The organism is Nonomuraea sp. NPDC003214 (assembly GCF_053590035.1).
Map to the genome: position 1 here is coordinate 480,861 of NZ_JBSFSX010000005.1, position 22,512 is coordinate 503,372.

Here is a 22,512-nt window from a genome sequence, read left to right on the forward strand (position 1 = left end):
CATGTCGAACCCACCCGACCCCCGCAAGGTAGGTGACCATGCGAGCCGTTGCGTCCGAGCGTCCGTACGCAGGGATCAAGGTGTGGGTGATCAGGGAGCTGGACGACTGCTCTCTGCTTCCCGCGCTGGCCCGTCGTGAGCTTCGAGCGTGGATGGGTGAGCATCCGGCGCTGGAAGACCTTGAACTGATCGCTTCCGAGCTGGTGACCAACGCCCTGGTGCATGGGTGTGCTCCGTGGGTGCGGATGAGTCTCGTCCCGATCGTGGAGGACGGGCGGCGGTACTGGCGGCTGGCCGTCGTGGACCCGGGAGTATCGGGCGCTGTGCCGTCGCCGCGCATCCCCGGCCCCGATGAAACGTGCGGGCGGGGTCTCTGGGTGGTGGATGACCTGACAGACGGCCGCTGGGGGACGGATGTCACGCAGGTGGGCGAGCGCGTGGTGTGGGCGAACCTCACGGCTGGGGGGCGGTCGTGATGGGGCGTGCGGTTGTGGAGGAGATGAGCCCTGCGGGGCGGCTGGCGTGGGAGCTGGCCGGTCATCTGGCGCGGCGTGGGGTCGGGTCGCGGGTCTCGGAGTGCGAGGGGATCGCGCTGGTGGGGATCGCGGCGGTGGGCTTGAACGTGTGGTGTGAGTGGAGCGTGCAGGGGTGGCGTTTCCGGTGGTCGCTGGATGCTCCCACGGAGCCGGGGTGGTGGCGGTACACCTCCTGCCCGGCTTCGTCGGTGGAGACGGCGGCGCGGCGGGTCTCGGACCTGTGCCGGGAGCGCTACCGGTCGATGTATCCGCAGAGTGGCGGGGGTCGGCGGGAGGGGCGGGCGCAGTGAGCGGGACGGGCAAGAGCAGGCGAGAGGAGATCGTGGCGTGTCTGGCGAGCTTCCCGGACGGGGCGACGGTGGATGAGGTGGCGGCGTGCTTCGAGCACGTCAACACGCGGGAGCACTTCCGGCGGCAGTTGCGGTTGCTGGTCGCGGCGGGGGTGGCGGTGAAGGTCGTGACGACGCAGCGTAAGGCGTTCGCGGGGGACTATGCGCGGGGGCCGCTTCGGCGGGTGAAGTTCCGGCTTGCCGATCCGGTACAGGCGGGCGATCAGGCACAGGCGGGCAAGGAGGACGGTCGTGGATGACGGGCGTGAGCGGCGGCTGGTGGAGCTGCGGGCGGCATACCCCAAGTGGTGGATCACCACATCGCTGGTGTGGGGGGCGGCGGCGTGGCGGCGGCAAGATCTGGACGCGGAAGGTGTGAGCCGTGGGCTGGTCAACGTGCTGTTGGCGTCGGACCTGGAGGCCCTGGCGGTGCAACTGGCCAGTCAGACGATTACGGAGGGAAAGGCGGCGCTGCCCGGGGACGGCCCCGGCGTGAGTCGCGGCGCGTAGAGAAAGTGAGCTACGGCGTGGAGTGACGCCGTGTGAGTCGCCCCGGCCTAGCGTGCCTGCCGCCGCTGGGCCGGGTGCTGGCTGCCCCCGGCCAGAGGGGCGGGATCGACCCGGACCGACCTACCGTCCTCGGTCTGGCGGTCTCCCGCCTGGTGCGGCCTGCTGGGATGGGCGTGTCCCCCGTGACGCCTTGCCGGTGGGTTCTGGCCGGGGGCTTCGGGCGTGCCGGGGGTCGGCGGGTCTGGGGCGGTTCGGGGGCCGGGGGCGTGGGGCGTGCCGTCGGGTGGCGAGGGCGAGCACGGCGCGCTAGCGCCGCGCGCAGTCCCGATGTCCGCCCGCCGGCGCGTCACGCTGCCCCCGGTCTCCTGGGCGGGTTCCTGGTGCGGGCTTGTCTCCCGGGATGCTGCCGCCCCTGAACAAGATCGTTCCCGCGGGAGGGGCGCCCGGCGTGCCGGGCGTGCTTGATCTAGTAGGGAAACTCATCACACAGCGCGGGGCGCTGCTCGTGTGCTGTCCCGGAATCTGAGGCGGGAGCCTGTCGGCGGGGGGTGTGACTGCCCGACCAGACCTTCGGCGCGATGAGCGGCGGCCGGGCAGTCACGGTGGACAGCTCCCCCCCTCCTCGGAGTGATGCCCACCCACCGTGTATATCAGTGACGAGTCGGTCGCGTTACGTGAGGTTCGCGGATGGGTGTGGTGTCGCTGGGACGGGAGTTCACCGGTGGGCGCACACCGGGAGCATGGGCGGGCGGTCGGCGAGCGCGGGGTGGTCGGCGGGGCGCAGACGCAGATGGAGGCGGGCTGCCCCGTCGCTGCGGTCCAGAGTGACGATGTCGCACAGGAACAGGACGACGGTCAGGGATACGGTGCTGTCGGTCATGCCGGTGTGCGGGGTGCGGCTTTCGGCGATGCGGTCGTCGGTGATCGCGCTCGTCGGGTCGTAGAGGTGGAGGCTTACGCCCGCCTGGTCGGCCCACAGGCTGAGTGTGGCGTCCGGGCACCCGGTGTCGATGAGCAAAAGCGCCGCCTCGTGGGCGGCGAGCACGAGATCGGCAACGCGGCACGCGCACAGTCCTTCGATCGTGGCGAAGGTGTGGACCCGTTGACGCAGCATGGCGGGGTTGTCACGGAGGGGCGGCGACAGGGGGATGGGCAGGAACATGCCTCGCGCTCCTTCTGCGTCTGCCGGTCCTCTGGTGGTGAAGCCTAGTTGCCCCGCATCCGCGTTAGCACACACGGCCGGTGAATCTGGGACTTATGCCGTACCGGTATGGCTTTGAACTATTCGAACACACTTTCGAGTACTGCTTGCCATCGTGGGAGTTGCCCGCACGGGGCGCTCCCCGGCGATGGGAGGCAGGATGCGTTTTCCGATCGACACAAGCCAGCTCGCGTTCGTCGTGACCGGGCCGCCGATGGCGGCCAAGGACTTCTCCACCAAGAAGGTCAAGGTGACCGAAGACGGTCAGCCGGTCATGGTCGTGAAGCTGCTGGCGATGGACGGCAACGACTCGTCCCTGATCAAGTTCAACATCCCGGGCGAACAGCACCACCTGACGCCCGGCATGCCGGTGCGGGTGGAAGGGCTCACCTACGGCACGGCCAAGGACGGGGAGGTGCGGTGGTGGAGCGCCACGGCGGTCGTGCCGCTGCACGCGGCCACCGCTCCGGCCGGGCGTAACCCGCACGCCTCGACCCCCGCCCCGTCCGCGTCGGCTCCGGCCGCTACGGGCGCGCGGCACTCGGGGCGCGCGGGCGCGGGTGAGGGTGAGGCGTGATGGATCTCCTCATCGGTCCGGCCGGATCGCGGGCGCACGTGTGGCGGGTGCCGGACGGCTGGCCGCTGCTGAGCTTCGCCGCTTCCACGGGGCGGCTGGTGGTCGTGCGGGTGGATCACCTGTCCCCGGTGGCGGCCCGCTGGTTCGCGGCGACCCTGGCACAGGCGGCCGACGCCTTCGCGCGGGAGGTGGACGCCTGCGCGGAGAACGCGCGCTCGGAGCCGGGCTGGGAGCAGCGGGCACGGACGGCCGACCGCTCGCGCCTGGTCCCGGTGGAGCTGGGCGACCCTGCCGGGGTGGTGGCGGTGGTGCCGCTGGCGCACCGGCCGCCCGGTCCTGAGGGGGCGCGGTCATGACGGGGCTGATGGGTCCGTAGGTCCCGGGGCGTCCGTCCGGGCTGCCGCCGATGGTGCAGACCCCGGCTCAGCCGATCCGCGCGGTGTCCACCCCGGGATCGCGCTGGACGGTGTACGTGCTGCGCCCGGTCTGGCTGGCGCGGCGTGAGATCGCGCTGTCGCTGCTCCTGCTGGCCGCGCTCGGCTGCGGCTGGACGGTCGGCGGCTGGCCGCTGGCGCTGATGGTCGCGCTCAGCCTGGCGTCACTGCTGGTGATGCCCGGGGTCCGGGGCGCGGTGGGGGCGCTGCTGTGGCGGGCGCGGGTGATCCGGCGCTGGGACAGTGCGGCCCGCTATGCGGGGCTGGCCACGCACAACGACCGGGTTCCGCGCGTGATGGGCGTGACCCGGACGGCGGCCGGTGAGCGCCTGCGGGTGCGGCTGCCGAAAGGCTCGGCTGCGGTGGACGTGGAGGATCGGGTGCCGTGGCTCACCTCCTCGCTGCGCGCCTCGGCCGTGCGCGTGGCGGCCGATGAGGACAACGCTCAGTACGCGACGGTGGAGGTGATCCGGCGTGATCCGCTGGACGCCTTCGGGGTGCTGACCTGGCCCTGGGCGGCGGCTGCCGAACACGGCTGGGTAGCGAGCGCGTGGGAGCCGATCCCGGTGGCCGTCGCGGAGAACGGGGACACGGTCATGGTCGCGCTGCTGGGCGGCTCGGCTGGCGGCTCGGCTGAGCTGGCCGGACCGGACGACCCGGACGGGGGGCGGCGGCGATGAGCGTGCATCTGCTGATCGGCGGCGCTCCGGAAGCGGGCAAGTCGGTCGCGCTTCACAGCGTCGTGGCCGGGCTGATGCTCGACCCGGACACCGACGCCGTGATGATCGACGGCAAAGAGGGCGTGGAGCTGGCCGTGTGGGAGAAGGTCGCCCACGGCGGTATCCGCCGCGAGATCGACGACGCCACGGCGGGCCTGTCCTGGGCGCGTGCGCAGATGGATGAGCGCTACGCGCTGATGTCGGCGTCGGGGCTGCGGAAGATCACGCCCGGGATGGGGCACGGCCCGCTGCTGGTCGTGATCGATGAGCTGGCGGCGTTCACGCTGCACCCGGACAAGAAGAAGCGGGCCGCGTTCCTGGATGGCCTGCATGACCTGGGAGCGCGGGGGCGCGCGGCGGCGGTGCGGGTGATCGCGGCCACGCAGAAGCCGGGCAGCGACGTGATCCCGACCTACATCCGGGATCTGTTCGACACCCGGTGGGCGCTGCGCTGCTCGACGCGGGAGGCGTCAGACACCGTGCTCGGCTCCGGATGGGCGGCGCGGGGTGTGGACGCCTCGACCATCCCTCTGGGCTCGGCCGGGGTCGGCTACCTGCTGGCCGGGGCGTCCGGCCCGGTCCGGGTGAAGGGGTTCTACCTGTCCGATGAGCGTCTGTCGGACCTGGCGGCGTACGCGGCCAACCTGCGCGCCGTCTCCTGGTAGTGAGGCCCGCCGGCACTTTTCGGCACCCCCTCCTACCTGCGGAAATACGCACCTACCCGGGTGCGCGCAACAGATCAACTCACGAGATCAACCCAAGGGTTCAACCCACCACGAAGGAGATCCATCATGTCCAGGACGACCACCCTGTTCGCGTCCGCGATCATGGCCGCTGTGGCGGCCCTGTCCACCGCCGCCTGCTCGGCGAACGCGACCGGGAACACCGCTGCGCAGACCAGTGCGCAGACCAACGCACAGCCCGGCACGCAGCCCGGCACGCTGCCCGGCACGCTGCCCGAGACGCAGCCCGAGACGCAGCCCGACGTGTTGGGCGACGTGCAGCCGGACGTGCAGCCGGACGTGCAGCAGGACGCGCAGCAGGACGCGCCGACCGATGCGCAGGGGGTGACTCTGGCGGCGGGTAAGAACGTCGGCACCGGCAAGGGGGCGGCGTGCCGGAAGGTCGTGATCACGGGGGTGCGCGTCGGGGTCCGGGAGTTCGCCTTCACCAACGCCGATGTGCTGCGGGTCCGCGACACCGGCAGCACCCTGACCTCGTGCGGGACGCTGCGGGGCAACGGCTCGAACGGCTACGCGGACAAGTGCGGGCGTAGCGGCTACAACTGGTACAAGGTCACCATTCCCGCGACCCGCAATTGGGCCGGGCAGACCGTCACGGAGGGGTTCGTGCCGGTGACGTGCGCCCGGGTGCGCTGAGGCGGTGAGTCGGCCGGTGAGCTGCCCGGAAGGTCATCACCGACCGGGCGGCTTTCCGGAAAGGGCAATTACCTGCGGAAATAAACCGCAAGACGGGTCTTACCAAGCAAGCGATTGGTATCTACGATCGGCTTGACACGACTCCTGCGGTACGCGGGAAAGCACGAGTAAGGCCGGGCGGTGTCCCTCCGGGGGGCAGGGGCCGTCCGGCGTCGGGAAGACAACCGAAGGGAAGCACAGTGAAGGTCTGGACGATCACAGACCAGGGGGCGGCCCCCGTGGAGATCAGCGACGAGTACGCGGCGCAGCGCTTCGTAGCGTGGCTGTTCCAGGCGGGTCAGGCGGAGTTGGACCACACCCTCAAGACGTTCGCACACGCCGCGTGGCGTGAGGGCGGTCTCGGGGCGTCGTTCCTGGAAGGACCGGAGGACGTGGCGCGGCTCAAGGCCGTGGTGCGGCTGCGGTGGCGTGCACTGACGGCGGGCGAGGCCGTAGCGGGGTAGCCGTCCGGGGCCGGGGCGTCGGTGAGGTCCCGGACTGGATCGCAGATCCGCGCAACATGTCAGGGCGGGCCGTGGGGACCCGCCCTTTGGCGTACTGGGGTACGGGAGCGTGTCGAATGGTACGGACAGTGACGCAGACGACGCAGATGATGCAGACACAGACGGTGCTCGGGCAGATGATCGCCCGGGTTGCCGATGATGAGCAGTACCGGCGTTGGGCCGGTCAGGTGGAGCGGGCCGGGCACTGCGTGCGGCCGGTGCAACTGGCGGGATCGGCGGTGACGGTCAACACCGGCACCGGTCAGGTAGAGGCCACCTACACGAGCCGGGATGAGCCGGGCGGGGTGCTGCTGGTGGCGTGCAAGGACCGCCGCGAAAGCGTGTGCCCTCCCTGCGCGGCCCGCTACCGGGCCGATGCGTGGCATGTGTTCGCGGGCGGGGTCACCCGGGCGGACCGGGAGGACGACGACGGCGACGGCGGGCAGGCATCGGGGGGAAGCCCGATGGTGCTGGCCACGTTCACGGCTCCGAGCTTCGGCGCGGTGCATGCGGCCCGCGACGGGAAGGTGTGCCGGGCGGCCCGTGGCAGGCGTGAGCGCACCTGTGAGCACGGCAGGCCGCTGTCGTGCCCGGCCCGTCACGCGGCCGGTGATGGCATGGTCGGCGCTCCGCTGTGCGTGGACTGCGCGGACCTGGCCGGGCAAGTGCTGTGGAACGCACACGTCGGGGAACTGTGGCGGCGCACAGTGATCTATGTGTATCGGGCGCTGGCGGCGCTGGCTCCTGCGGTCGGCGGGCAGCCGGTCACGGTGCGCGGGGTGCGGCAACTGCTGCGGCTGTCATACGCGAAGGTCGCCGAATTCCAGAAGCGCGGGGTCGTGCACCTGCATGTGCTGGCGCGGCTGGACGGGGTCTGCCCTGACGACCCTGACCGGGTGGTGCCCGCCCCGGCGTGGGCCGGTACCGACCTGCTGACGGCGGCGCTGATGCACGCGGCCGGGCGGGTGAGTGTGGCGCTGCCTGTGGTCGACGCCCGCACGCTGGCGGTGGCCCGGTGGGGCACGCAACTGGATGTGCGGCCGGTCGCGCCCCGTCAGGTCGATGCCGCGCGGGTGGCCGGGTACCTGGCCAAGTACGCCACCAAGACCGTGTCCGACAGTGTGAGCGGGCTGCCCGCGTCCCGGCCCGCTGACGGCGGGGCCGACCTGGCGCAGACTCGCACACTCCCGGCTCATGTGGCGGCGCTGACACAGACGGTGCGCCGGTTGGCGCGGCTTGCCACCTGCCGGACGCTGCGGCTGGGGCGGCACGTTCACACGCTCGGCTTTCGCGGGCATGTCACCTCCAAGAGCCGCCGCTACTCCACGACGTTCGCGGCGCTGCGGCAGGCACGGCGGGCCTGGCGGCTGGCCCAGAGGCACCGTGAGGACGACCCGTGGGCACACGGCACCGGACCGGACAGCGCGGAGCCGGACGGCGCGGGACCGGAGGGGGCGCGAATGGTGGTCGGGGACTGGCGGATCGCCGGTATCGGCTACCGGACCCTGGGGGACCGGGTGTGGGCCGAAGTGCTCGGCCGTGAGCATCGCCAAGCCCGGCAAGCGCAACGACTGGGGCTGACCACGTAAAGATCGCGCCCTGACCGCCGGCAAAGTCGGCGGGGCTGCGACCAGGCAAAACGCGCGAAGCTCCGTGTAGTTCTTCGGCTGTTGGGGTTGGCCCTTCTTCCCCTGCTGCCCGCCTGTGCCCGATCTACGGCGGCGAAGCTGCGCCGTGGGTGGGTGGGTGGGCGCACGGGCCGCCGAGAGGCAGCACCCATAACGATCATGCGGGCGGCCGTGGCCGCTCCCCTCGGCATGCCCTGATAGCGGGGCGGGGCCGGGGCGGGGGCTGGGCTGCCCTGTCGGGTGAGGCGGACAGGAATGGACGCGACAGACAGACGAGATGATCAGCACGCGGACCCTGTGGAGCGGGCGGCGGATGCCCTCGGGCCTGCCAGTGATGATGAGGAGATCACGGCGATGGTGCGGGCCTGGCCTCCGCTGACCGAAAGCCAGCGTGAGCGGCTTGCGCTGCTGCTGCTGCTGCCCTGAGGGGGCCTCGGTGGCGGCCCCCCTGCGGGAGTGCTCGGCGGGGACTAGGCGGCCCGTGTGCGCGGCTGGGGCGGCTTGTTCGGGGTGGTCTTCACACACTCGCTGATCGGCACGTTACGGCGGCGGCGCAACGGCAGGAGAGTCACGGTGACCAGTAGCTTGATGATCTCGCGCTTGCGGCCCAGCGACAGGCCATCCCATGTGCGCTGTGCGTCGTCGGATGCGGCGAACTCGGCCAACGGGCTGTCGGATGTGGCCTGCCTCAAGATCTCGCGAATCTCCGCGATCCGGCCGATAGCGGTGGCGATGGCCTCGTCGGCGGTCTCCTCGTCCCACATCCCCAGCGTCAGTTTGCGGGCCGCGTTCTTCTTGGCCTGGTTCAGGGTGACGATCTCCTGGCGCAGCGCGGGAATGTCGGCTTCCACGTTGGCGGGCAGAAGATCGTGAACGTCGCCGCGCGACAGGCGCTTGATCACCACACGCTCAACGCGGGCGTCCACGTCTGCGGCCTTGGCCATGCAATGGCCCTTGGCGCGGCACCGGTAGACGGGCTCTCCCTGGCTGTTGTTGCGCACGGTGCACACCGTGCCGTCGTCGCACTGGCCGCACAACGCGGTCAGCGACACGAGCCACTTGGGTGTGTTGCCTGGGCTCGTCTTGCGGGCCGGGTCGGCAAACAGGGTGATCAACGCCTGGCGGGTGTCCTCCGGGAGGATCGCGTCATAGGCGTCCCGGCGAATGATTTTGCCGTTGTAGACGGAATGGCCCGACGTGCGCGGATGCGTCAAGATCTGCTTGATGGAGCGGGCGCTCCACCCCTGCGTTTCCACCACCTTGCCGTTGCGCTTGACGGTCCGCCCGTCCGCCTGGCTGACGGTCTTGACTCCCCGCCTGGTCAGATCACGGATGACCTGATCCATCGGCACCCCGGCAAGAAGGTCCTTGGCCCATCGCCTGATCTCTGCGGCTTCGGCCTCGTTGTGCCGGGACTTGTCCAAGACGGGGCGGTCCTCATAGACGCGCTCCATCGTCGGGGCCTTGGGGTTGACGCACACCGACCGGACACGGCCCGTGTCCACACCCCAACCGAAGGGACGCACGCCGCCGCCGAAGTCGCCGTTGCGGGCCTGGCGCTTACGAGCCAGCGCCACACGCTCGCCCCGCTCACCCGATTCATACTCGCCTTCGTTGGTGTCGTTGATCAGGTCCCGGCGGCCCTGGGGCTTGTTGAGGTTGTACTCGCCCCCGCGCGCCACGCTGAACAACCTGACCTTGTGCGCGCGAGCAATCTTGATGAACTGGGTGACTTCCTCCACCTTGCGGTGCAGTCGCTTGGCGTGCCAGATGATGACGGCCCCGATCTTCCCCGCCTGCATGTCGGCGAGCATGCGCAGATACTCCGGGCGCTCTACGTCCTGGTAGGCCGATACGTCGTTGTCGCTGTAGGTGGCTCTGATCTCGCCCAAGTCGAACTCGTCGGCAAGCTCTTGGTTCTCCTCGTGCTGGCTGTTGACGCCGTCGCCGGTCTTGGCCTTGTCCAGGCTCTTACGGGTGTAGTCCACGACCCATCGGGCCTGCTGGGGGGTGGTGCCGTGTGCGCCCATGCTGGCGGCGCTCTGCTCTGCTGCGGTCTGACGCTTGCCCATGTTCCCCGTCCCTCCGCTGTGCCCGATTTCGGTGGTTCTACCTTGATTATGAGCCCCAAACCGTTAGTCGGGAAGTCCACCACCATGCGGACCGTGCTCGGGCTGGAGGTGCCCGCCGGCGGCGAGGCGCTGGTGGACGGGCGGCCGTACGCGTCGCTGCGCCGCCCGATGCGCACGATGGGCGCGCTGCTCGACGCCGGGGCCGTGCACGGCGGCCGGACCGCCCGCGACCACCTGCGCTGCCTGGCCCGCAGCAACGGCATCGGCGCCGGGCGGGTGGACGAGGTGCTCGGCCAGGTGGGGCTGACGGACGTGGCCGGGCGGCGGATCGGCGGCTTCTCCCTGGGCATGAAGCAGCGGCTGGGGATCGCGGCGGCGCTGCTGGGCGACCCGGCGGCGCTGATGTTCGACGAGCCGCTGAACGGGCTCGACCCGGAGGGCATCCGCTGGATCCGCGACCTGCTGCGGGCGCTGGCCGCCGAGGGGCGGACCGTCCTGCTGTCCAGCCACCTGATGAACGAGCTGGCGCTCACCGCCGACCACGTCGTCGTCATCGGGCGCGGCAAGCTGATCGCGGACACGGCGATCGGCGAGCTCGCCGGCCGCTTCCGCCGCGACGTGCTCGTCCGGGCCGCGGACCCGGAACGGCTGGCCGGGGTCCTGCGCGCGCACGGCGCCACCGTGACCCCCGAAGAGGAGCCCCCCGGCCCACCCGCACGCGACCCGTCCGTACGCGACCCGTCCGTGCATGGTTCGTCCGGGCGCGGGCTGTCCGTGCGGGGGCTGGACGCCGAGGTGATCGGGGAGCTGGCGCTGGGCGCGGGCGTCGCGCTGCGCGAGCTGACACCGCGCGGCGCATCGCTGGAGGAGGCGTTCATGGAGCTCACCGAGGACAGCGTCGAGTACGGCGCCCGTACCGGGACGGAGCAGGGCCGATGACGGACGCGATCGCCGCCGAATGGCACAAGCTCCGCTCGCTGCGCTCCAACGCGTACCTGCTGGCCGTCTCGCTGCTCGCCGTGCTCGCCTGCGCCGGGGTGGCGTACCTGATCGGGCGCGGGTTCGACCGGCAGACGTTCGAGGAGCGGCTGGGCTTCACCGGCATCGGCGCCGGGCTGGGCACCGGCCTGCCGATCGCCTACGTCGTGTTCGGCACGCTGGGCGCGCTCACGATCACCGCCGAGCACGCCACCGGGCTGATCCGCACCAGCCTGACGGCGGTGCCGAGGCGGCAGGTGTTCCTGTTCGCCAAGGTGCCGGGCCTGGCCGCCGTCACCCTCGTCGCCGGTCAGGTTCTGGCGTTCGCCATGCACGGGGCCGCGCAGGCGGTCCTCGGCAGCCGGGCGGACCAGCTGCTGCTCGACGGCGGGACGCTGGGGACCTCGCTCGCCGAGCCGGGCGTGCTCGCGTCGGTGGCCGTCTCCGGGCTGTCCATGACGGCGGCGGCCCTCATCGGGCTGGGGGCGGGCGCGGCGATCCGGTCGACGCCGGGCACCCTGGTCGCGCTCGTGCTGGTCTTCCTGGTGCTGCCCGTGGCCGCGCAGGCGCTGCCGTCGCCGCTGCGGGCCCAGGTGGGCTCGTACCTGCTGGAGAACCTGCCCGCACAGATCGCCGGGGTGGGCGGGCTGCTGCCGCCCGTCGCGGCGGCGGCGCTGCTCGCGGGCCACGTCGCCGTCGCGCTGGCGGCGGGCGCGACGGTCACGGCGCTGAAGGGCCGCAGGCTCAGGCCGCTGCTCGCCGGCGCGGCCGCGGTGCTGCTGACGGCGCTGACGGCGGTCCTGCCCACGGTGCTGCCGGCGGCCGGGCTGTCACCAGGGATGCCGGAAGGGCCGGCGGTGGCGCCCGCGTCCGGTGACGCGGGCGGCGCGGCGTCCGCCCTGGCCTGGCGGCCGTGCGCGGACAAGGACGCGCCCGGGGACCTGCGGTGCGCCTCCGTCGAGGTGCCGCTCGACTGGCGGAAACCCGCCGGGCGCACGATCACCGTGCCGGTCGCGATGCTGCCCGCCTCCGGGGCGGGGCGCCGGATCGGCGTCCTGTTCTCCGTCCCAGGCGGCCCCGGCGGATCGGGGATCGACGACCTGAAGCAGCACCACGCGCGGTTCGCCAAGCTGCGCGACCGGTTCGACGTCGTCAGCCTCGCGCCCCGCAACACCGCCGACCCCGGCGGCCCGCTGCCGCACGCGTGCCTGTCCACCGGCCCGTGGATCACGCTGCCCGGCGCCCGCGCCGAGTGGGCCGAGCTGGCGCGGGCGAACCGGGAGCACGCCGAGCGGTGCCGCGCCGCCGACCCGGAGCTGTTCGACCACATGGACTCCGCCTCCGTCGCCCGCGACATCGAGGCCGTCCGCGTGGCGCTCAGCGAGCCGCGGCTGAGCTTCCTGGCCAACTCCTACGGCGGCCACCCCGCCGAGGCGTACGCCCGGCTGTTCCCCGCCCGGGTGCGCGCGATGGTCCTGGACGGCGCCGCCGACCACCAGGAGCCGGTCGCCGCCACCGAGCCCGCCCTGTACGCGCGGCTGGAGCGGCAACTGGTGCGCTTCGCCGCCTGGTGCCGGTCGGACACCGCCTGCGCGCTGCACGGCAGGGACGTGGCCGGGGTGTGGCGACGGCTGGTCACCGCCGCCGACCGCAAGCCGGTGCCGGTGCGCGGCGATCCGTCGGGGGCCGCCTACAGCGGGTTCGACCTGAAGGTCGCCGCCGGACCCAGTTTCGTCTCGCCCGGCCGCGAGCCCGAGGTGCCCCGCTGGGTCCAGCTCGCCGCCGCGATCGAGAAGGCGGAGGGCGGCGACGCCTCCGGGTTCGCCGACTACGTCAGGCAGGCCACGGGCAGCGCCAAGGTGCCCTCGGCCGCCGGCCAGAACATGACGCACTGCCTGGACGGCAAGGGGTACGGGAGCTACGCCGCCTTCCGTGAGGCGCTGCGCGAGGCGGAGCGGGTGTCGCCGCACTTCGCCGGGCAGCGCTCGTGGTGGCCGCTGGCCTGCGCGGGCTGGCCCGCGCCGGTCACCAACCCGCCGGCGCCGCTGCCCGCGCGGAGGCTGCCGCCGCTGCTCGGGGTGGGGAGCTGGACGGACCACGACGAGGTGGCCCGCGCCGTCCGCCGGGTGCCGGGCTCGTCCAGCCTCCGGTACGAGGGCCACGGGCACACGCTGTACCTGTCCGGTCCGGGCGGCTGCGTCACCGCGCACGTCAACCGCTACCTGATCAGCCTGCGCCTCCCGCCGCCGGGCGCCACCTGCCCGGGCGCCGGGTGAGGGCCGCCCGCGATCATCCGGCCCTCACCCGCCCGCGGTCACCCGGCCCTCACCCGCCCGCAGTCACCCGGCCCTCACCCCGTGAGGTCACCCGGCGAGGGCGCGGCCGGTGGGGGTCGAGCGGTCGGTGCAGCCGGCGACGGGGCCCTCGTACAGCACGCTCCCGCCGTGCCGGCCCGGCCCCGGCCCGAGGTCCACGAGCCAGTCGGCCTGCCGGACGACGTCCAGGTTGTGCTCGATGACGACCACGGTGTGCCCCTGCGCGACGAGGTCGCCGAGGACGCGCAGGAGCGTGCCGACGTCGCTCGGGTGCAGGCCGGTCGTCGGCTCGTCGAGCACGTACACGGTGGGCCGCGCCGACTCCCGCAGCTCCTTGGCGATCTTGACGCGCTGGCACTCCCCGCCCGACAGCGTGCTCAGCGACTGCCCCAGGCGCAGGTAGCCGAGGCCGACGGCGGAGAGCTGGCGCAGCGCGTCCGCGATGCCCCGGTCGGGCAGCCGGTCGACGGCCTCGGCGATGGTGAGGTCGTCGACGTCGGCGATCGACAGCCCGTCCACGGTGTGGGCCAGGACCTCCGGGGTGAACCGGCGGCCCGCGCAGGTCTCGCACCGGACCTCCTGGCCGTCCATGAACGCCAGGTCGGTGTAGATCACGCCGAGCCCCTTGCACGCCGGGCAGGCGCCCTCGGAGTTGGCGCTGAACAGCGCGGCCGGGACGCCGTTGCGCCGGGCGAAGAGCCTGCGGATCGCCGGGGCGATCCCGGTGTAGGTGATCGGGGTCGAGCGGCGGTTCGCGCTGACCGGCCGCTGGTCGATCACCGTGGCGTCGTGCTGGGCGACCAGCTCGTGGGCCAGGCTGGACTTGCCGGACCCGGCGACCCCGGTGAACACGGTCAGCACGCCCGTGGGGATCCGTACGGTGAGGTCGCGCAGGTTGTTGCGGGAGGCGCCCGCCACCGTGAGGTGGCCCGTCGCCTGCCTCGGGGCGGTGTTGACGGGCAGCCGCCGGGCCAGGGCGCGGCCGGTGGGCGTGTCCGCCTCCCGCAGCCGGTCGAACGGCCCCTGGAAGACGAGCCGCCCGCCGCCCGCGCCGGCGCCGGGCCCGATCTCGACGACCTGGTCGGCGTGCGCCATGACGGCGGGGTCGTGCTCGACGACGAGCACGGTGTTGCCGCTGTCGCGCAGCCGCTCCAGCAGCTCGATCATGGACTCCACGTCGGTCGGGTGCAGGCCCACGGTCGGCTCGTCGACCACGTACGTCATCTCGGCGAGGCTGGAGCCCAGGTGCTTGACCATCTTGATCCGCTGCGACTCGCCGCCGGACAGCGTCGTGGTCGCCCGGCCGAGCGTGAGGTAGCCGAGCCCGATCGTGACCATCGCCTCCAGCCGTTCCACCAGGGCGGCGACGACGGGCGTGACGCCGGGGGAGTCGATGGTGCGGACCAGGGCGGCGAGCTCGGTGATCTCCATGCGGGACAGCTCGCCGATCGTGCGGCCGAGCACGGTGGCCGTCCTGGCGGCCTTGGCGAGCCGGTCGCCGCCGCACTCGGGGCAGGTCCCGGCGCGGGTGAAGCGCCGGATGGCCTCCTGCTTGCGCTCCGACAGGTTGTCGGAGGTGTGCAGATAGATGCGTTCGAAGCGCTCGACGACGCCCTCGTAGTCCCGGGGCGGCCTGCTGCCTAGCGAGGCCGCGGCCTCGCCGCCGTACAGCAGCGCCTCGCGTTCGGCCGGGGTCCAGTCGCGGAGCGGGGTGTGGGCGTCGAAGGCGCCGATGTCGGCGTACCGGGAGTACCAGTAGCCGCCGTTGCCGAAGCCGGGCAGCAGGATCGCGCCCTCGGCGAGCGACTTGTCCAGGTCGAGGAAGCGGTCGACCGCGCTGACCACGACCTCGCCGAGCCCGGAGCAGGTGGGGCACATGCCGGCGGGCTCGTTGAAGGAGAACCGGTTCGACTCGCCCACGTACGGGCTGCTGAGGCGGGAGAACAGCAGCCGCAGGTACGTCCACGCGTCCGTGATCGTGCCGACCGTCGAGCGGGCGTTGCCGCCGATGCGCCGCTGGTCGATGACGACCACGGGGGTCAGGCCGCCGATGTGCTCGACGTCGGGGCGCGTCCACTTCGGCAGCCGGTTGCGGGCGAACGGCGGGAACGTCTCGTTGAGCTGGTAACCCGCCTCGGCGGCGATCGTGTCGAACACCAGCGACGACTTGCCCGAGCCGGACACGCCCGCGAACACGACCAGCCGGTTGCGCGGGATGTCGACGTCCAGGCCTGCCAGGTTGTTCGTCCGGGCTCCGCGAAGGGTGATGGTGCGCGCTGTCATGCCGTCACGCTACGAGCAGATGTGGCCGGATTCTGACCGCGTCCGATGGCAGGATCGAGGCATGGCGGACGTCACCGAGCGCATGCTGGCCCTGCTGTCGATGCTGCAGACCGGGCGGCCGTTCGGCGGGGAGGAGCTGGCCCGGCGGCTCGGCGTCAGCCCGCGCACGCTGCGCCGCGACGTCGACCGGCTGCGCGGCTACGGCTACCCCGTCGAGACCCAGCCGGGGCCCGGCGGCTACTACCGGCTCGCGGCCGGGCGCACGATGCCGCCGCTCGTCCTCGACGACGACGAGGCGGTGGCCACGCTGCTGGCGCTCGCCTCGCTCGCCGCCGTCGGGGCGGCGGCCGAGGGCGGGATCGACGACGCCGCGACCCGCGCGTACGGCAAGCTGGACCAGTTCCTGCCCGCCCGGCTGCGCCCGCGCGTCGCGGCGGTGCGGGCCAGCCTGGAGACGAGCCCGCAACGCGCGCCGAGCGTGCCCGCCCAGCAGCTCGCGCTGGTCGCCGACGCGATCGCGCGCCGCGAGGTCCTGTCGTTCGCCTACACGGACGCGCGCGGCGGCCGGAGCGAGCGGCGGGTGGAGCCGTACCGGCAGATCCATCACCTGCTGCGCTGGTACGTGCTCGGCTGGGACCTCGGGCGCGGCGACTGGCGGGTGTTCCGCCTCGACCGGGTCACCGGCGCGACCGGCACCGGCGACCGCTACGAGCCGCGCCCGCTGCCCGCCGAGTCGGCCACCGACTACCTGCGGCAGGGGATCAACCGGGACAAGCAGGACGTCAGTGTCCTGGTGGACGCCCCGGCCGCCGCGGTGCTCGACGCGCTGAAGTTCCAGGACGCCGAGGTCCGCGCGCTGGACGACGGGCGGACCGGCGTCAGCCTCGCGCTGGACTCCTGGCAGTGGCTGATCCTCAACCTCGCCTTCCTGGACGCCGACTTCCGGATCACCGCGGGCCCGGAGTTCACCGCGGGCTGCCGCGCCTTCGCCGCCCGGCTCCTGGCCGCGACCGAGCCGGACTAGCCGATCACATGGGGCGGCCGATCACACCAGCCCGGCGGCCAGCAGGAAGATCGCGATCCCGTGGGCGAGCGCGGCGGCGGTGACCCCGTGGCGCACGCGCAGGAACGCGCAGATCAGCCCCTCGTACAGGGTGAAGGCCAGCAGCGGCCAGCCGGCGTCGGTGACCGTCGAGGCGAGGAAGGCGTGGCAGGCGGCGAACAGCAGCGCCGACAGCAGGGCGGCTCGGGTGGCGTCCAATCGCTGTTCGAGCCGTCCCTGGAGGAAGCCGCGGAACAGCACCTCCTCGGCGAGGTTGCCAGCCACGCTGAACAGCAGCAGCACCGGCAGCAGCGCGACCGCGACCACGCCGCCGCGCCCGTCCAGGGGCGTGGTCAGCGACAGCAGCAGCACCGGCGCGGCGGCCAGCACGCCACCGCCCGCGCCCCACGCGACCGTGCCGGGGCCGAAGCGCCCCCAGCGCACCAGCGACCGCAGCCCGGCGTCCAGCCGCAGCACCGCGACCGTCGCCGCCACCGTGCCCAGCCCGAACACCACCAGGACGCCCGCCTGGTCGGTGAAGCGCAGCCACGGGACCGCCCCCGCCGCGCCGATCCGCCAGAACCCGAGCGGCGTCATCGCGTCCCTGATCAGGACGAAGGCGAGCACGAGCGCCATGACGCGCGCGAGCGGGTCGCGCTCGCCGCGCGCCAGCGCGTAACAGCCGCCGATCAGGAGCAGGCCGGGCAGCACCCGGGCGCCGTAGGCGAGGAGTTCGGGCAGCACAGAGGGGGCTCCGTTCACGAGGGGGAGAGCGAGACGCCTTCAATAATGCGAGCTATTCTCAGTTTTCGGTACTCGCATAGGAGGGTCGTGCTCACACCCCGTAAACAGCCGCGCCAGCAGCGCTCCAGGGAGACGGTCGCGGCGATCCTGGAGGCGGCGGCTCAGCTTTTCCAGAGGCACGGCTACGCCGGCGCCACCACGAACAAGATCGCCGAACGCGCCGGGGTGTCCATCGGGTCGCTGTACCAGTACTTCCCGAACAAGGACGCGCTGCTGGTGGCGCTGGCCGAGCACTACCTCGCCGAGAGCGCCGACCGGGTCGCGCAGGTCTTCGCCGGCGCGGAGGGGCGGCGACCGTCCCTGTCCGCCCTGCTCACCGACCTGGTGGAGGGCGTGGCCGCCCTGCACACCGACCGGCCGGACCTGCACCGGCTGCTGTACGACCACGTCCCCCGCACGCCCGGCCTGGTCGCCCGCTTCCGGGACGCCGAGCGCCGGATCGCCCGCGCGCTGGCGGCCGAGCTGCGCCGCCTGGGAGCCGGCGGCCCCGATCCCGAGCTGAACGCGCTGCTGGCCGTCCAGGGCATCGAGGCCCAGCTGCACGGCGCGCTGCTCGACCCGCCGGACGGCCCCGGCCACGTCAGGGCGGTGGTGATGCTGTGGGAGCGTGCGCTCTCGGTACCCCCAGAGGGTATAGGATCCGGGCATGACTCCTGAGCGAAGGCTGCACGAGCATCTGACCCGGTGGCTCGGAGCCTGGCCGCCCGGCGGGCCGCTGGACGTCGTCGCCCATCCCGGCCGCGCGCTGCCCGCGTGGGACGGCGCGATCCATCCCGTGCTCGGGGTCGGCGGTCCCGGCGGGGCCGTGCTCTCGGTGCTGCCCGAGCACGCCGAGGAGGTCGCGAAGCTGCACGCCGACGACCCCGGCGGCTTCGGCCCGCGGGTCCCCGCGCTGCTCGGGCCGCCCGCCCGCGCCTGGTTCACCGCCGTCTACCGCTGGACGGCCCGGCCCGCGCCGCTGCCCGACGCCGGGGTGTGGGTGCCCGCCACCGATCCGGAGGTGCCCGAGTGGCTGCGGCCCTTCGGCGGCGAGGTGCTGGTGGCGCGCGACCCGCGCACGGGCGCGCACCTGGCCGGGGTGGGCGTCAAACGGCACGACGACCACGGGCGCGAGCTGGCCGTGGTGACCGAGCCCCGGGCGCAGGGGCGCGGGCTCGCCCGGCGGCTCGTCGCCCAGGCGGCGCGCCGGGTGCTCGACGAGGGGGCCGTGCCCACGTACATGCACGCGCCGGGCAACCTGGCCTCCGCGGCGGTCGCCGCCGCGGCCGGGTTCCCCGACCTGGGCTGGACGGCCTTCGGCGTCAGCGCCGCCCGGTAGAGACGGCGACAGCCCCCCGTCCCGGAGGACGAGGGGCTGTCTTCACGTTCTGCGGATCAGAGAACGGTCACGCCGACGGCCTGGGGGCCCTTGGCGCCCTGGCTGATGTCGAACTCGACGCGCTGGTTCTCCTCCAGGCTGCGGAAGCCGCCCGACTGGATCTCGGAGAAGTGGACGAACACGTCCGCGCCGCCGCCGTCGACGGCGATGAAGCCGAAGCCCTTGTCAGCGTTGAACCACTTCACAGTGCCCTGTGCCATTGCGATGTCTCCTCGTCAGAGATGGGTGACCCGCGGGATCGCGGATCGCCGGCCGGGGTTGTCTTCGCTGCGACCGCACCATCTCTCAGGAAACAGCCGCCCGCCCGAAGGCGTGCGGGGCAAACCACATACACGGAACTGACCCGGCTGTTCTGTACAACGGCGGCGGCTCGCCGGTCATTCCCGGGCCGCATCCGATCAGCTGGACAGGGGGAGGGTCACGGTGACGAGGAGGCCGCCGTCCGGCTTGGAGACGGCCCGCACGTGGCCGCCGTGGGCGGCGGTGATGGCGGCGACGATCGACAGCCCGAGCCCCGCGCCGCCCGCCGAGCCGGTCCGGTCCGGGTCCAGCCTGCGGAACGGCTCGAACAGCTCGCCGACCCGGCCCGGCGGGACGTGCGGGCCGGTGTTGCCGACGGCCAGCCCGGCGGCCGGGGACAGCTCGACCAGGACGCGCCCGCCCCGATGGTTGTGCCGGACGGCGTTCTCCACCAGGTTGGCCACCAGCCGGGTGAGCATCACCTCGTCGCCCGCCACGACGACCGGGCGGCCGGTGACGGAGACGGCGACCGTGACGTCCTTGTCCCGCGCCGCCGGCGACTGCTCCGCGACCACCTGCTCGACCACGGCCGCCAGGTCGACCGGCGCGGGCGCGTCGAGGCCGCGCTCGCCCTGGGCCAGCACGAGCAGGCCGTCGATGAGCCGCTCGGACCGCTCGGTGTTGCGCAGCAGCTCGGCCCGGATCCAGGCCAGCCGTTCCGGCGAGGGGTCGGCCAGGCCGACCTCGACGGCGGTGCGCTGGATGGCGAGCGGCGTGCGCAGCTCGTGCGAGGCGTTGGCGACGAACCGGCGCTGCCCGGCCACCGCGCGCTCCAGCCGGTCGAGCATGGCGTCGAAGGTGTCGGCCAGCTCCTTGAGCTCGTCCTGCGGCCCGGTCAGCGCGATGCGCTCGTGCAGCGTCGACAGCGACAGCCTGCGGGCGGTGGCGGTGATGCGGTGCAGCGGGCGCAGCAGCCGCCCGGTGAGCCACCAGCACACCGCGAACGCCAGCAGCGCGATCGCCACGAACGTGACGAGCGTGATGACCCGCTGGGAGTCCACCAGCTCCTGTTCGAGCTCGTCCGCCCGGACGAACGTCTCCACCCCGGGCGGGAGCAGGCAGGGGGCGCCCGGCTCGCACGGCCCTTCGGCCTTCCGCCGGACCGCCACGTCCTGGAGGTTCCTGCCGACGGCGTCCCCCTGGAGCCGCTGCGCCACCACCAGCGCCCCCAGCGTGATGGCCGTGAAGATCCCGCCGTAGAGCAGCGTCATCCGGGCCCGCACCGAGAGGCGGCCCAGCGGCCGGATCCGCCGCGGTCTCACAAGCGGTACCCGGCGCCCGGCACGGTGACGATGACCGGCGGCAGGCCCAGCTTGGCGCGCAGCTTGCTCACCGTCACCTTCACGACCGTGGTGAACGGGTCCGTCTGCTCGTCCCAGGCGCGTTCCAGCAGCTCCTCGGCGCTGACGGCGGTGCCGCGCGCCCGCAGCAGCACCTCCAGCACCCCGTACTCCTTGCGCGACAGCGCCAGCGGGCGGCCGTCGCGGAACGCCTCACGGGCGCCGGTGTCCAGGGTGATGCCGGCGTGCTCCAGCACCGGCGGCAGCGGCGGCCCGGACCGCCGGGCGAGCGCGCCGACCCGGGCCGCCAGCTCGTCGAAGGCGAACGGCTTGGGCAGGTAGTCGTCGGCGCCCAGGTTCAGTCCGGCGACGCGGTCGTGCACCGTGCCCGAGGCGGTCAGCATGAGGATGCGCACCGGGTCGCCGCGCTGGGCCAGCTCCTGGCAGATGTCGTCACCGTGCCGCCGGGGCAGGTCGCGGTCCAGGACCAGCACGTCGTAGGCGCCGGCCGAGAGCCGCTCCAGCGCGTCCGCGCCGTCGTAGGCGACGTCGACCGTCATCGCCCGCCCGCGCAGCCCCTCGGCCACGAGATCCGCCAGGACCCGCTCGTCCTCGGCCACCAGAATTCGCATGGTGGCATTCCCGCAGATCGGGGGTAAGAGCGCGGTTAACGCTCAGGCGAGCTGGCGGGCCTCCGTGCGCGCCGCCATCCGCCGCTCGAACCAGATCGAGGTGAACGGGGGCACCGCGCACGCCAGGCCGAGCACGATCGTGCCCCGGCTCCAGCCCGCCTCCCGCGCCGACAGGATCACGCCGAGCCCGTACAGCACGAACAGCGCGCCGTGGATCGGCCCGAACACCTTCACGCCGAGCTCGCCGGTCTCGGTCACGTACTTGAAGAACATCCCGACGAGCAGCCCGGCCCACGAGCACGCCTCGGCCACCGCCACGATCCGGAACCAGCGCAGCACGCCCCCACCACTTTCATCCGATTTTCGCGCTCACTCTACAGCCTGTAGAGGACGGCGGGCACGGTCACTCCGCCGCGGGGGCGTCACCGCCCGGGAGCGCCGTCAGGGCCCGGGACGAAGGCCGGCGGTCTGGATGGCGCGGCTGATGTCGGTCGGCGTGAGCAGGCCGATCAGCCGGCCCGACGGGTCCAGCACCACGGCCCGCCCGTCGGCGCAGCCGTCCATCCGCGACAGCAGGCCGGTCAGCGGCTCGTCCGCGCGGGCGCTCGGCACGTCCCCGGCGGGACAGGCGATGTCGCTCAGCCGGGTCGTCTCCCGCGCGGCGGGCGGCACGTCCCGGATGCGGTTGAGCGTCACCAGGCCGAGGAAGGCGCCGCGTTCGTCGGTGAGTGGGTACGTGGACAGGCGGCTCGTCATGACCAGGCGCTCGATCAGCCCCGCGACGGTCTCGTCAGGACGGGCGGCCACGGGCGGCCCGGTCATCACGTCGCCGACGCGGACGCCGCCCAGCGCCGAGGACACCTGGGTCTGCCGCTCCTCCGCACCGGCGGCGTTGACCAGGAACAGGCCGATCAGCGCCAGCCACAGCCCCTGGAAGCCGAGGCCGGTGACGACCTGGAAGAGCCCGAGCGCGACGAGCGCGTACCCGAACACCCGGCCCGCGCGGGCGGCGGTGACCGCGGCGCGCGTCCGGTCGCCCGAGCGCGCCCACAGCGCGGCGCGCAGCACCCGGCCGCCGTCCAGCGGCGCGGCCGGGATCAGGTTGAACACGGCCAGGAGGACGTTCAGCCCGGCCAGGTAGAGGAAGACGCCCGCCGCCAGGGGCGCGCCGGACAGCAGCATCGCCACCGCGCCGCAGACGATCCCGCAGGCCAGGCTGGTCAGCGGCCCCACCACGGCGATCTTCAGGTCGGCGCCTGGGGTACGGGGCTCGCCGCGCAGCTCGGCCACGCCGCCGAGCAGCCACAGCGTGATCCTCGGCACCTCGATGCCGTGACGCTGGGCCACCAGCGCGTGCGCGAGCTCGTGCGCCAGCAGCGACGCCAGGAACAGCACCGCCGCCGCCACCGCCGCCAGCAGGTAGAGCGCCGTGGCCCGGCCCGGGAACAGCGCGGGGAAGCTCCCGAAGGCCAGGCCCACGACCAGGATCGCGACGATGAACAGCACGCTGACGTTCAGCCCGACGGCGACGCCGCCGATGCGGCCCAGCGAGATCGACGAGCGCATCCGGCCT

25 protein-coding genes are annotated in these 22,512 nt (G+C 73.1%); 16 read left to right on the plus strand and 9 right to left on the minus strand.

Annotated features, from left to right (window positions below):
* Nucleotides 1-86 precede the first annotated feature (86 nt).
* The 3 genes from ACWDXC_RS17960 (at nucleotide 87) to ACWDXC_RS17970 (ending at nucleotide 1,375) form a co-directional block, all read left to right on the plus strand.
* On the plus strand, nucleotides 87-476 hold the full coding sequence (locus ACWDXC_RS17960; RefSeq protein WP_449982937.1) for an ATP-binding protein: 390 nt from the start codon (nucleotides 87-89) through the stop codon (nucleotides 474-476).
* Between the two features lie 346 nt (nucleotides 477-822).
* On the plus strand, nucleotides 823-1,125 hold the full coding sequence (locus ACWDXC_RS17965; RefSeq protein WP_449982940.1) for a hypothetical protein: 303 nt from the start codon (nucleotides 823-825) through the stop codon (nucleotides 1,123-1,125).
* Complete coding sequence (locus tag ACWDXC_RS17970; protein WP_449982943.1) at nucleotides 1,118-1,375, plus strand: hypothetical protein; 258 nt, start codon at nucleotides 1,118-1,120, stop codon at nucleotides 1,373-1,375. Before ACWDXC_RS17965 ends, ACWDXC_RS17970 begins: the two co-directional genes overlap by 8 nt.
* A 715-nt stretch (nucleotides 1,376-2,090) precedes the next feature.
* Here ACWDXC_RS17970 and ACWDXC_RS17975 read toward each other — a convergent pair.
* Nucleotides 2,091-2,537 carry a hypothetical protein gene (locus tag ACWDXC_RS17975; RefSeq protein WP_219514399.1) on the minus strand — a complete coding sequence of 149 codons (447 nt, stop codon included), beginning with the start codon at nucleotides 2,535-2,537 and terminating at the stop codon, nucleotides 2,091-2,093.
* 199 nt (nucleotides 2,538-2,736) lie between these two features.
* On the opposite strand from ACWDXC_RS17975, the gene ACWDXC_RS17980 reads away from it, so the two are divergent.
* From ACWDXC_RS17980 to ACWDXC_RS18015, 8 genes are all read left to right on the plus strand, one after another.
* Nucleotides 2,737-3,153: a hypothetical protein gene (locus ACWDXC_RS17980; protein WP_449982946.1), complete on the plus strand. Its 417-nt coding sequence runs from the start codon at nucleotides 2,737-2,739 to the stop codon at nucleotides 3,151-3,153.
* The gene (locus ACWDXC_RS17985) at nucleotides 3,153-3,509 is read left to right on the plus strand and encodes a hypothetical protein (protein ID WP_449982948.1); all 357 of its coding nucleotides are present in this window, start codon (nucleotides 3,153-3,155) and stop codon (nucleotides 3,507-3,509) included. The genes ACWDXC_RS17980 and ACWDXC_RS17985 overlap by 1 nt, the downstream gene beginning before the upstream one ends.
* Nucleotides 3,510-3,559: 50 nt before the next feature.
* The gene (locus ACWDXC_RS17990; protein ID WP_449982951.1) at nucleotides 3,560-4,267 is read left to right on the plus strand and encodes a hypothetical protein; all 708 of its coding nucleotides are present in this window, start codon (nucleotides 3,560-3,562) and stop codon (nucleotides 4,265-4,267) included.
* A complete protein-coding gene (locus ACWDXC_RS17995; RefSeq protein WP_449982954.1) occupies nucleotides 4,264-4,971 on the plus strand; it encodes an FtsK/SpoIIIE domain-containing protein in 708 nt (235 codons plus the stop codon). Before ACWDXC_RS17990 ends, ACWDXC_RS17995 begins: the two co-directional genes overlap by 4 nt.
* Before the next feature lie 126 nt (nucleotides 4,972-5,097).
* Nucleotides 5,098-5,685 (plus strand): hypothetical protein, encoded by a 588-nt coding sequence (locus ACWDXC_RS18000; RefSeq protein WP_449982957.1) that lies wholly within the window; start codon nucleotides 5,098-5,100, stop codon nucleotides 5,683-5,685.
* 239 nt (nucleotides 5,686-5,924) lie between these two features.
* Nucleotides 5,925-6,188, plus strand: a complete 264-nt coding sequence (locus ACWDXC_RS18005; RefSeq protein WP_219514379.1) for a hypothetical protein — start codon at nucleotides 5,925-5,927, stop codon at nucleotides 6,186-6,188.
* Nucleotides 6,189-6,316: 128 nt separating this feature from the next.
* Nucleotides 6,317-7,816, plus strand: coding sequence for a replication initiator (locus tag ACWDXC_RS18010; protein WP_449982960.1), 1,500 nt, complete (start codon nucleotides 6,317-6,319; stop codon nucleotides 7,814-7,816).
* Between the two features lie 294 nt (nucleotides 7,817-8,110).
* Nucleotides 8,111-8,281, plus strand: a complete 171-nt coding sequence (locus ACWDXC_RS18015; protein WP_449982963.1) for a hypothetical protein — start codon at nucleotides 8,111-8,113, stop codon at nucleotides 8,279-8,281.
* 44 nt (nucleotides 8,282-8,325) lie between these two features.
* Here the strand turns inward: ACWDXC_RS18015 and ACWDXC_RS18020 are convergent, their stop codons facing one another.
* On the minus strand, nucleotides 8,326-9,927 hold the full coding sequence (locus ACWDXC_RS18020; protein ID WP_449982965.1) for a recombinase family protein: 1,602 nt from the start codon (nucleotides 9,925-9,927) through the stop codon (nucleotides 8,326-8,328).
* Nucleotides 9,928-9,975: 48 nt separating this feature from the next.
* Here ACWDXC_RS18020 and ACWDXC_RS18025 point away from each other — a divergent pair, with 48 nt between their 5' ends.
* Both ACWDXC_RS18025 and ACWDXC_RS18030 read left to right on the plus strand, forming a co-directional pair.
* Nucleotides 9,976-10,866, plus strand: coding sequence for an ATP-binding cassette domain-containing protein (locus tag ACWDXC_RS18025; protein WP_449982968.1), 891 nt, complete (start codon nucleotides 9,976-9,978; stop codon nucleotides 10,864-10,866).
* On the plus strand, nucleotides 10,863-13,181 hold the full coding sequence (locus tag ACWDXC_RS18030) for an alpha/beta fold hydrolase (RefSeq protein ID WP_449982970.1): 2,319 nt from the start codon (nucleotides 10,863-10,865) through the stop codon (nucleotides 13,179-13,181). Before ACWDXC_RS18025 ends, ACWDXC_RS18030 begins: the two co-directional genes overlap by 4 nt.
* A gap of 87 nt (nucleotides 13,182-13,268) precedes the next feature.
* Here the strand turns inward: ACWDXC_RS18030 and ACWDXC_RS18035 are convergent, their stop codons facing one another.
* Nucleotides 13,269-15,503: an ATP-binding cassette domain-containing protein gene (locus ACWDXC_RS18035; protein ID WP_449982973.1), complete on the minus strand. Its 2,235-nt coding sequence runs from the start codon at nucleotides 15,501-15,503 to the stop codon at nucleotides 13,269-13,271.
* A 61-nt stretch (nucleotides 15,504-15,564) separates the two neighbouring features.
* Here ACWDXC_RS18035 and ACWDXC_RS18040 point away from each other — a divergent pair, with 61 nt between their 5' ends.
* Nucleotides 15,565-16,527: a helix-turn-helix transcriptional regulator gene (locus tag ACWDXC_RS18040; RefSeq protein WP_449982976.1), complete on the plus strand. Its 963-nt coding sequence runs from the start codon at nucleotides 15,565-15,567 to the stop codon at nucleotides 16,525-16,527.
* 21 nt (nucleotides 16,528-16,548) lie between these two features.
* Here ACWDXC_RS18040 and ACWDXC_RS18045 read toward each other — a convergent pair whose 3' ends face one another.
* Nucleotides 16,549-17,289, minus strand: coding sequence for a CPBP family glutamic-type intramembrane protease (locus tag ACWDXC_RS18045; RefSeq protein WP_449982979.1), 741 nt, complete (start codon nucleotides 17,287-17,289; stop codon nucleotides 16,549-16,551).
* 87 nt (nucleotides 17,290-17,376) lie between these two features.
* On the opposite strand from ACWDXC_RS18045, the gene ACWDXC_RS18050 reads away from it, so the two are divergent.
* Both ACWDXC_RS18050 and ACWDXC_RS18055 read left to right on the plus strand, forming a co-directional pair.
* Entirely contained in the window at nucleotides 17,377-18,006 is a 630-nt protein-coding gene (locus ACWDXC_RS18050) for a TetR/AcrR family transcriptional regulator (protein ID WP_449982982.1), read from the plus strand.
* A complete protein-coding gene (locus ACWDXC_RS18055; protein WP_449982985.1) occupies nucleotides 17,996-18,667 on the plus strand; it encodes a GNAT family N-acetyltransferase in 672 nt (223 codons plus the stop codon). Before ACWDXC_RS18050 ends, ACWDXC_RS18055 begins: the two co-directional genes overlap by 11 nt.
* Nucleotides 18,668-18,723: 56 nt before the next feature.
* On the opposite strand, the gene ACWDXC_RS18060 is transcribed toward ACWDXC_RS18055, so the two are convergent.
* The 5 genes from ACWDXC_RS18060 to ACWDXC_RS18080 form a co-directional block, all read right to left on the minus strand.
* Nucleotides 18,724-18,927 carry a cold-shock protein gene (locus tag ACWDXC_RS18060; RefSeq protein WP_049565464.1) on the minus strand — a complete coding sequence of 68 codons (204 nt, stop codon included), beginning with the start codon at nucleotides 18,925-18,927 and terminating at the stop codon, nucleotides 18,724-18,726.
* Between the two features lie 198 nt (nucleotides 18,928-19,125).
* Complete coding sequence (locus tag ACWDXC_RS18065) at nucleotides 19,126-20,289, minus strand: sensor histidine kinase (protein ID WP_449982988.1); 1,164 nt, start codon at nucleotides 20,287-20,289, stop codon at nucleotides 19,126-19,128.
* On the minus strand, nucleotides 20,286-20,939 hold the full coding sequence (locus ACWDXC_RS18070; RefSeq protein ID WP_449982991.1) for a response regulator transcription factor: 654 nt from the start codon (nucleotides 20,937-20,939) through the stop codon (nucleotides 20,286-20,288). Before ACWDXC_RS18070 ends, ACWDXC_RS18065 begins: the two co-directional genes overlap by 4 nt.
* Nucleotides 20,940-20,981: 42 nt before the next feature.
* Nucleotides 20,982-21,278, minus strand: a complete 297-nt coding sequence (locus tag ACWDXC_RS18075; protein ID WP_364181270.1) for a DUF3817 domain-containing protein — start codon at nucleotides 21,276-21,278, stop codon at nucleotides 20,982-20,984.
* 102 nt (nucleotides 21,279-21,380) lie between these two features.
* Entirely contained in the window at nucleotides 21,381-22,505 is a 1,125-nt protein-coding gene (locus tag ACWDXC_RS18080; RefSeq protein ID WP_449982994.1) for a site-2 protease family protein, read from the minus strand.
* Nucleotides 22,506-22,512 lie beyond the last annotated feature (7 nt).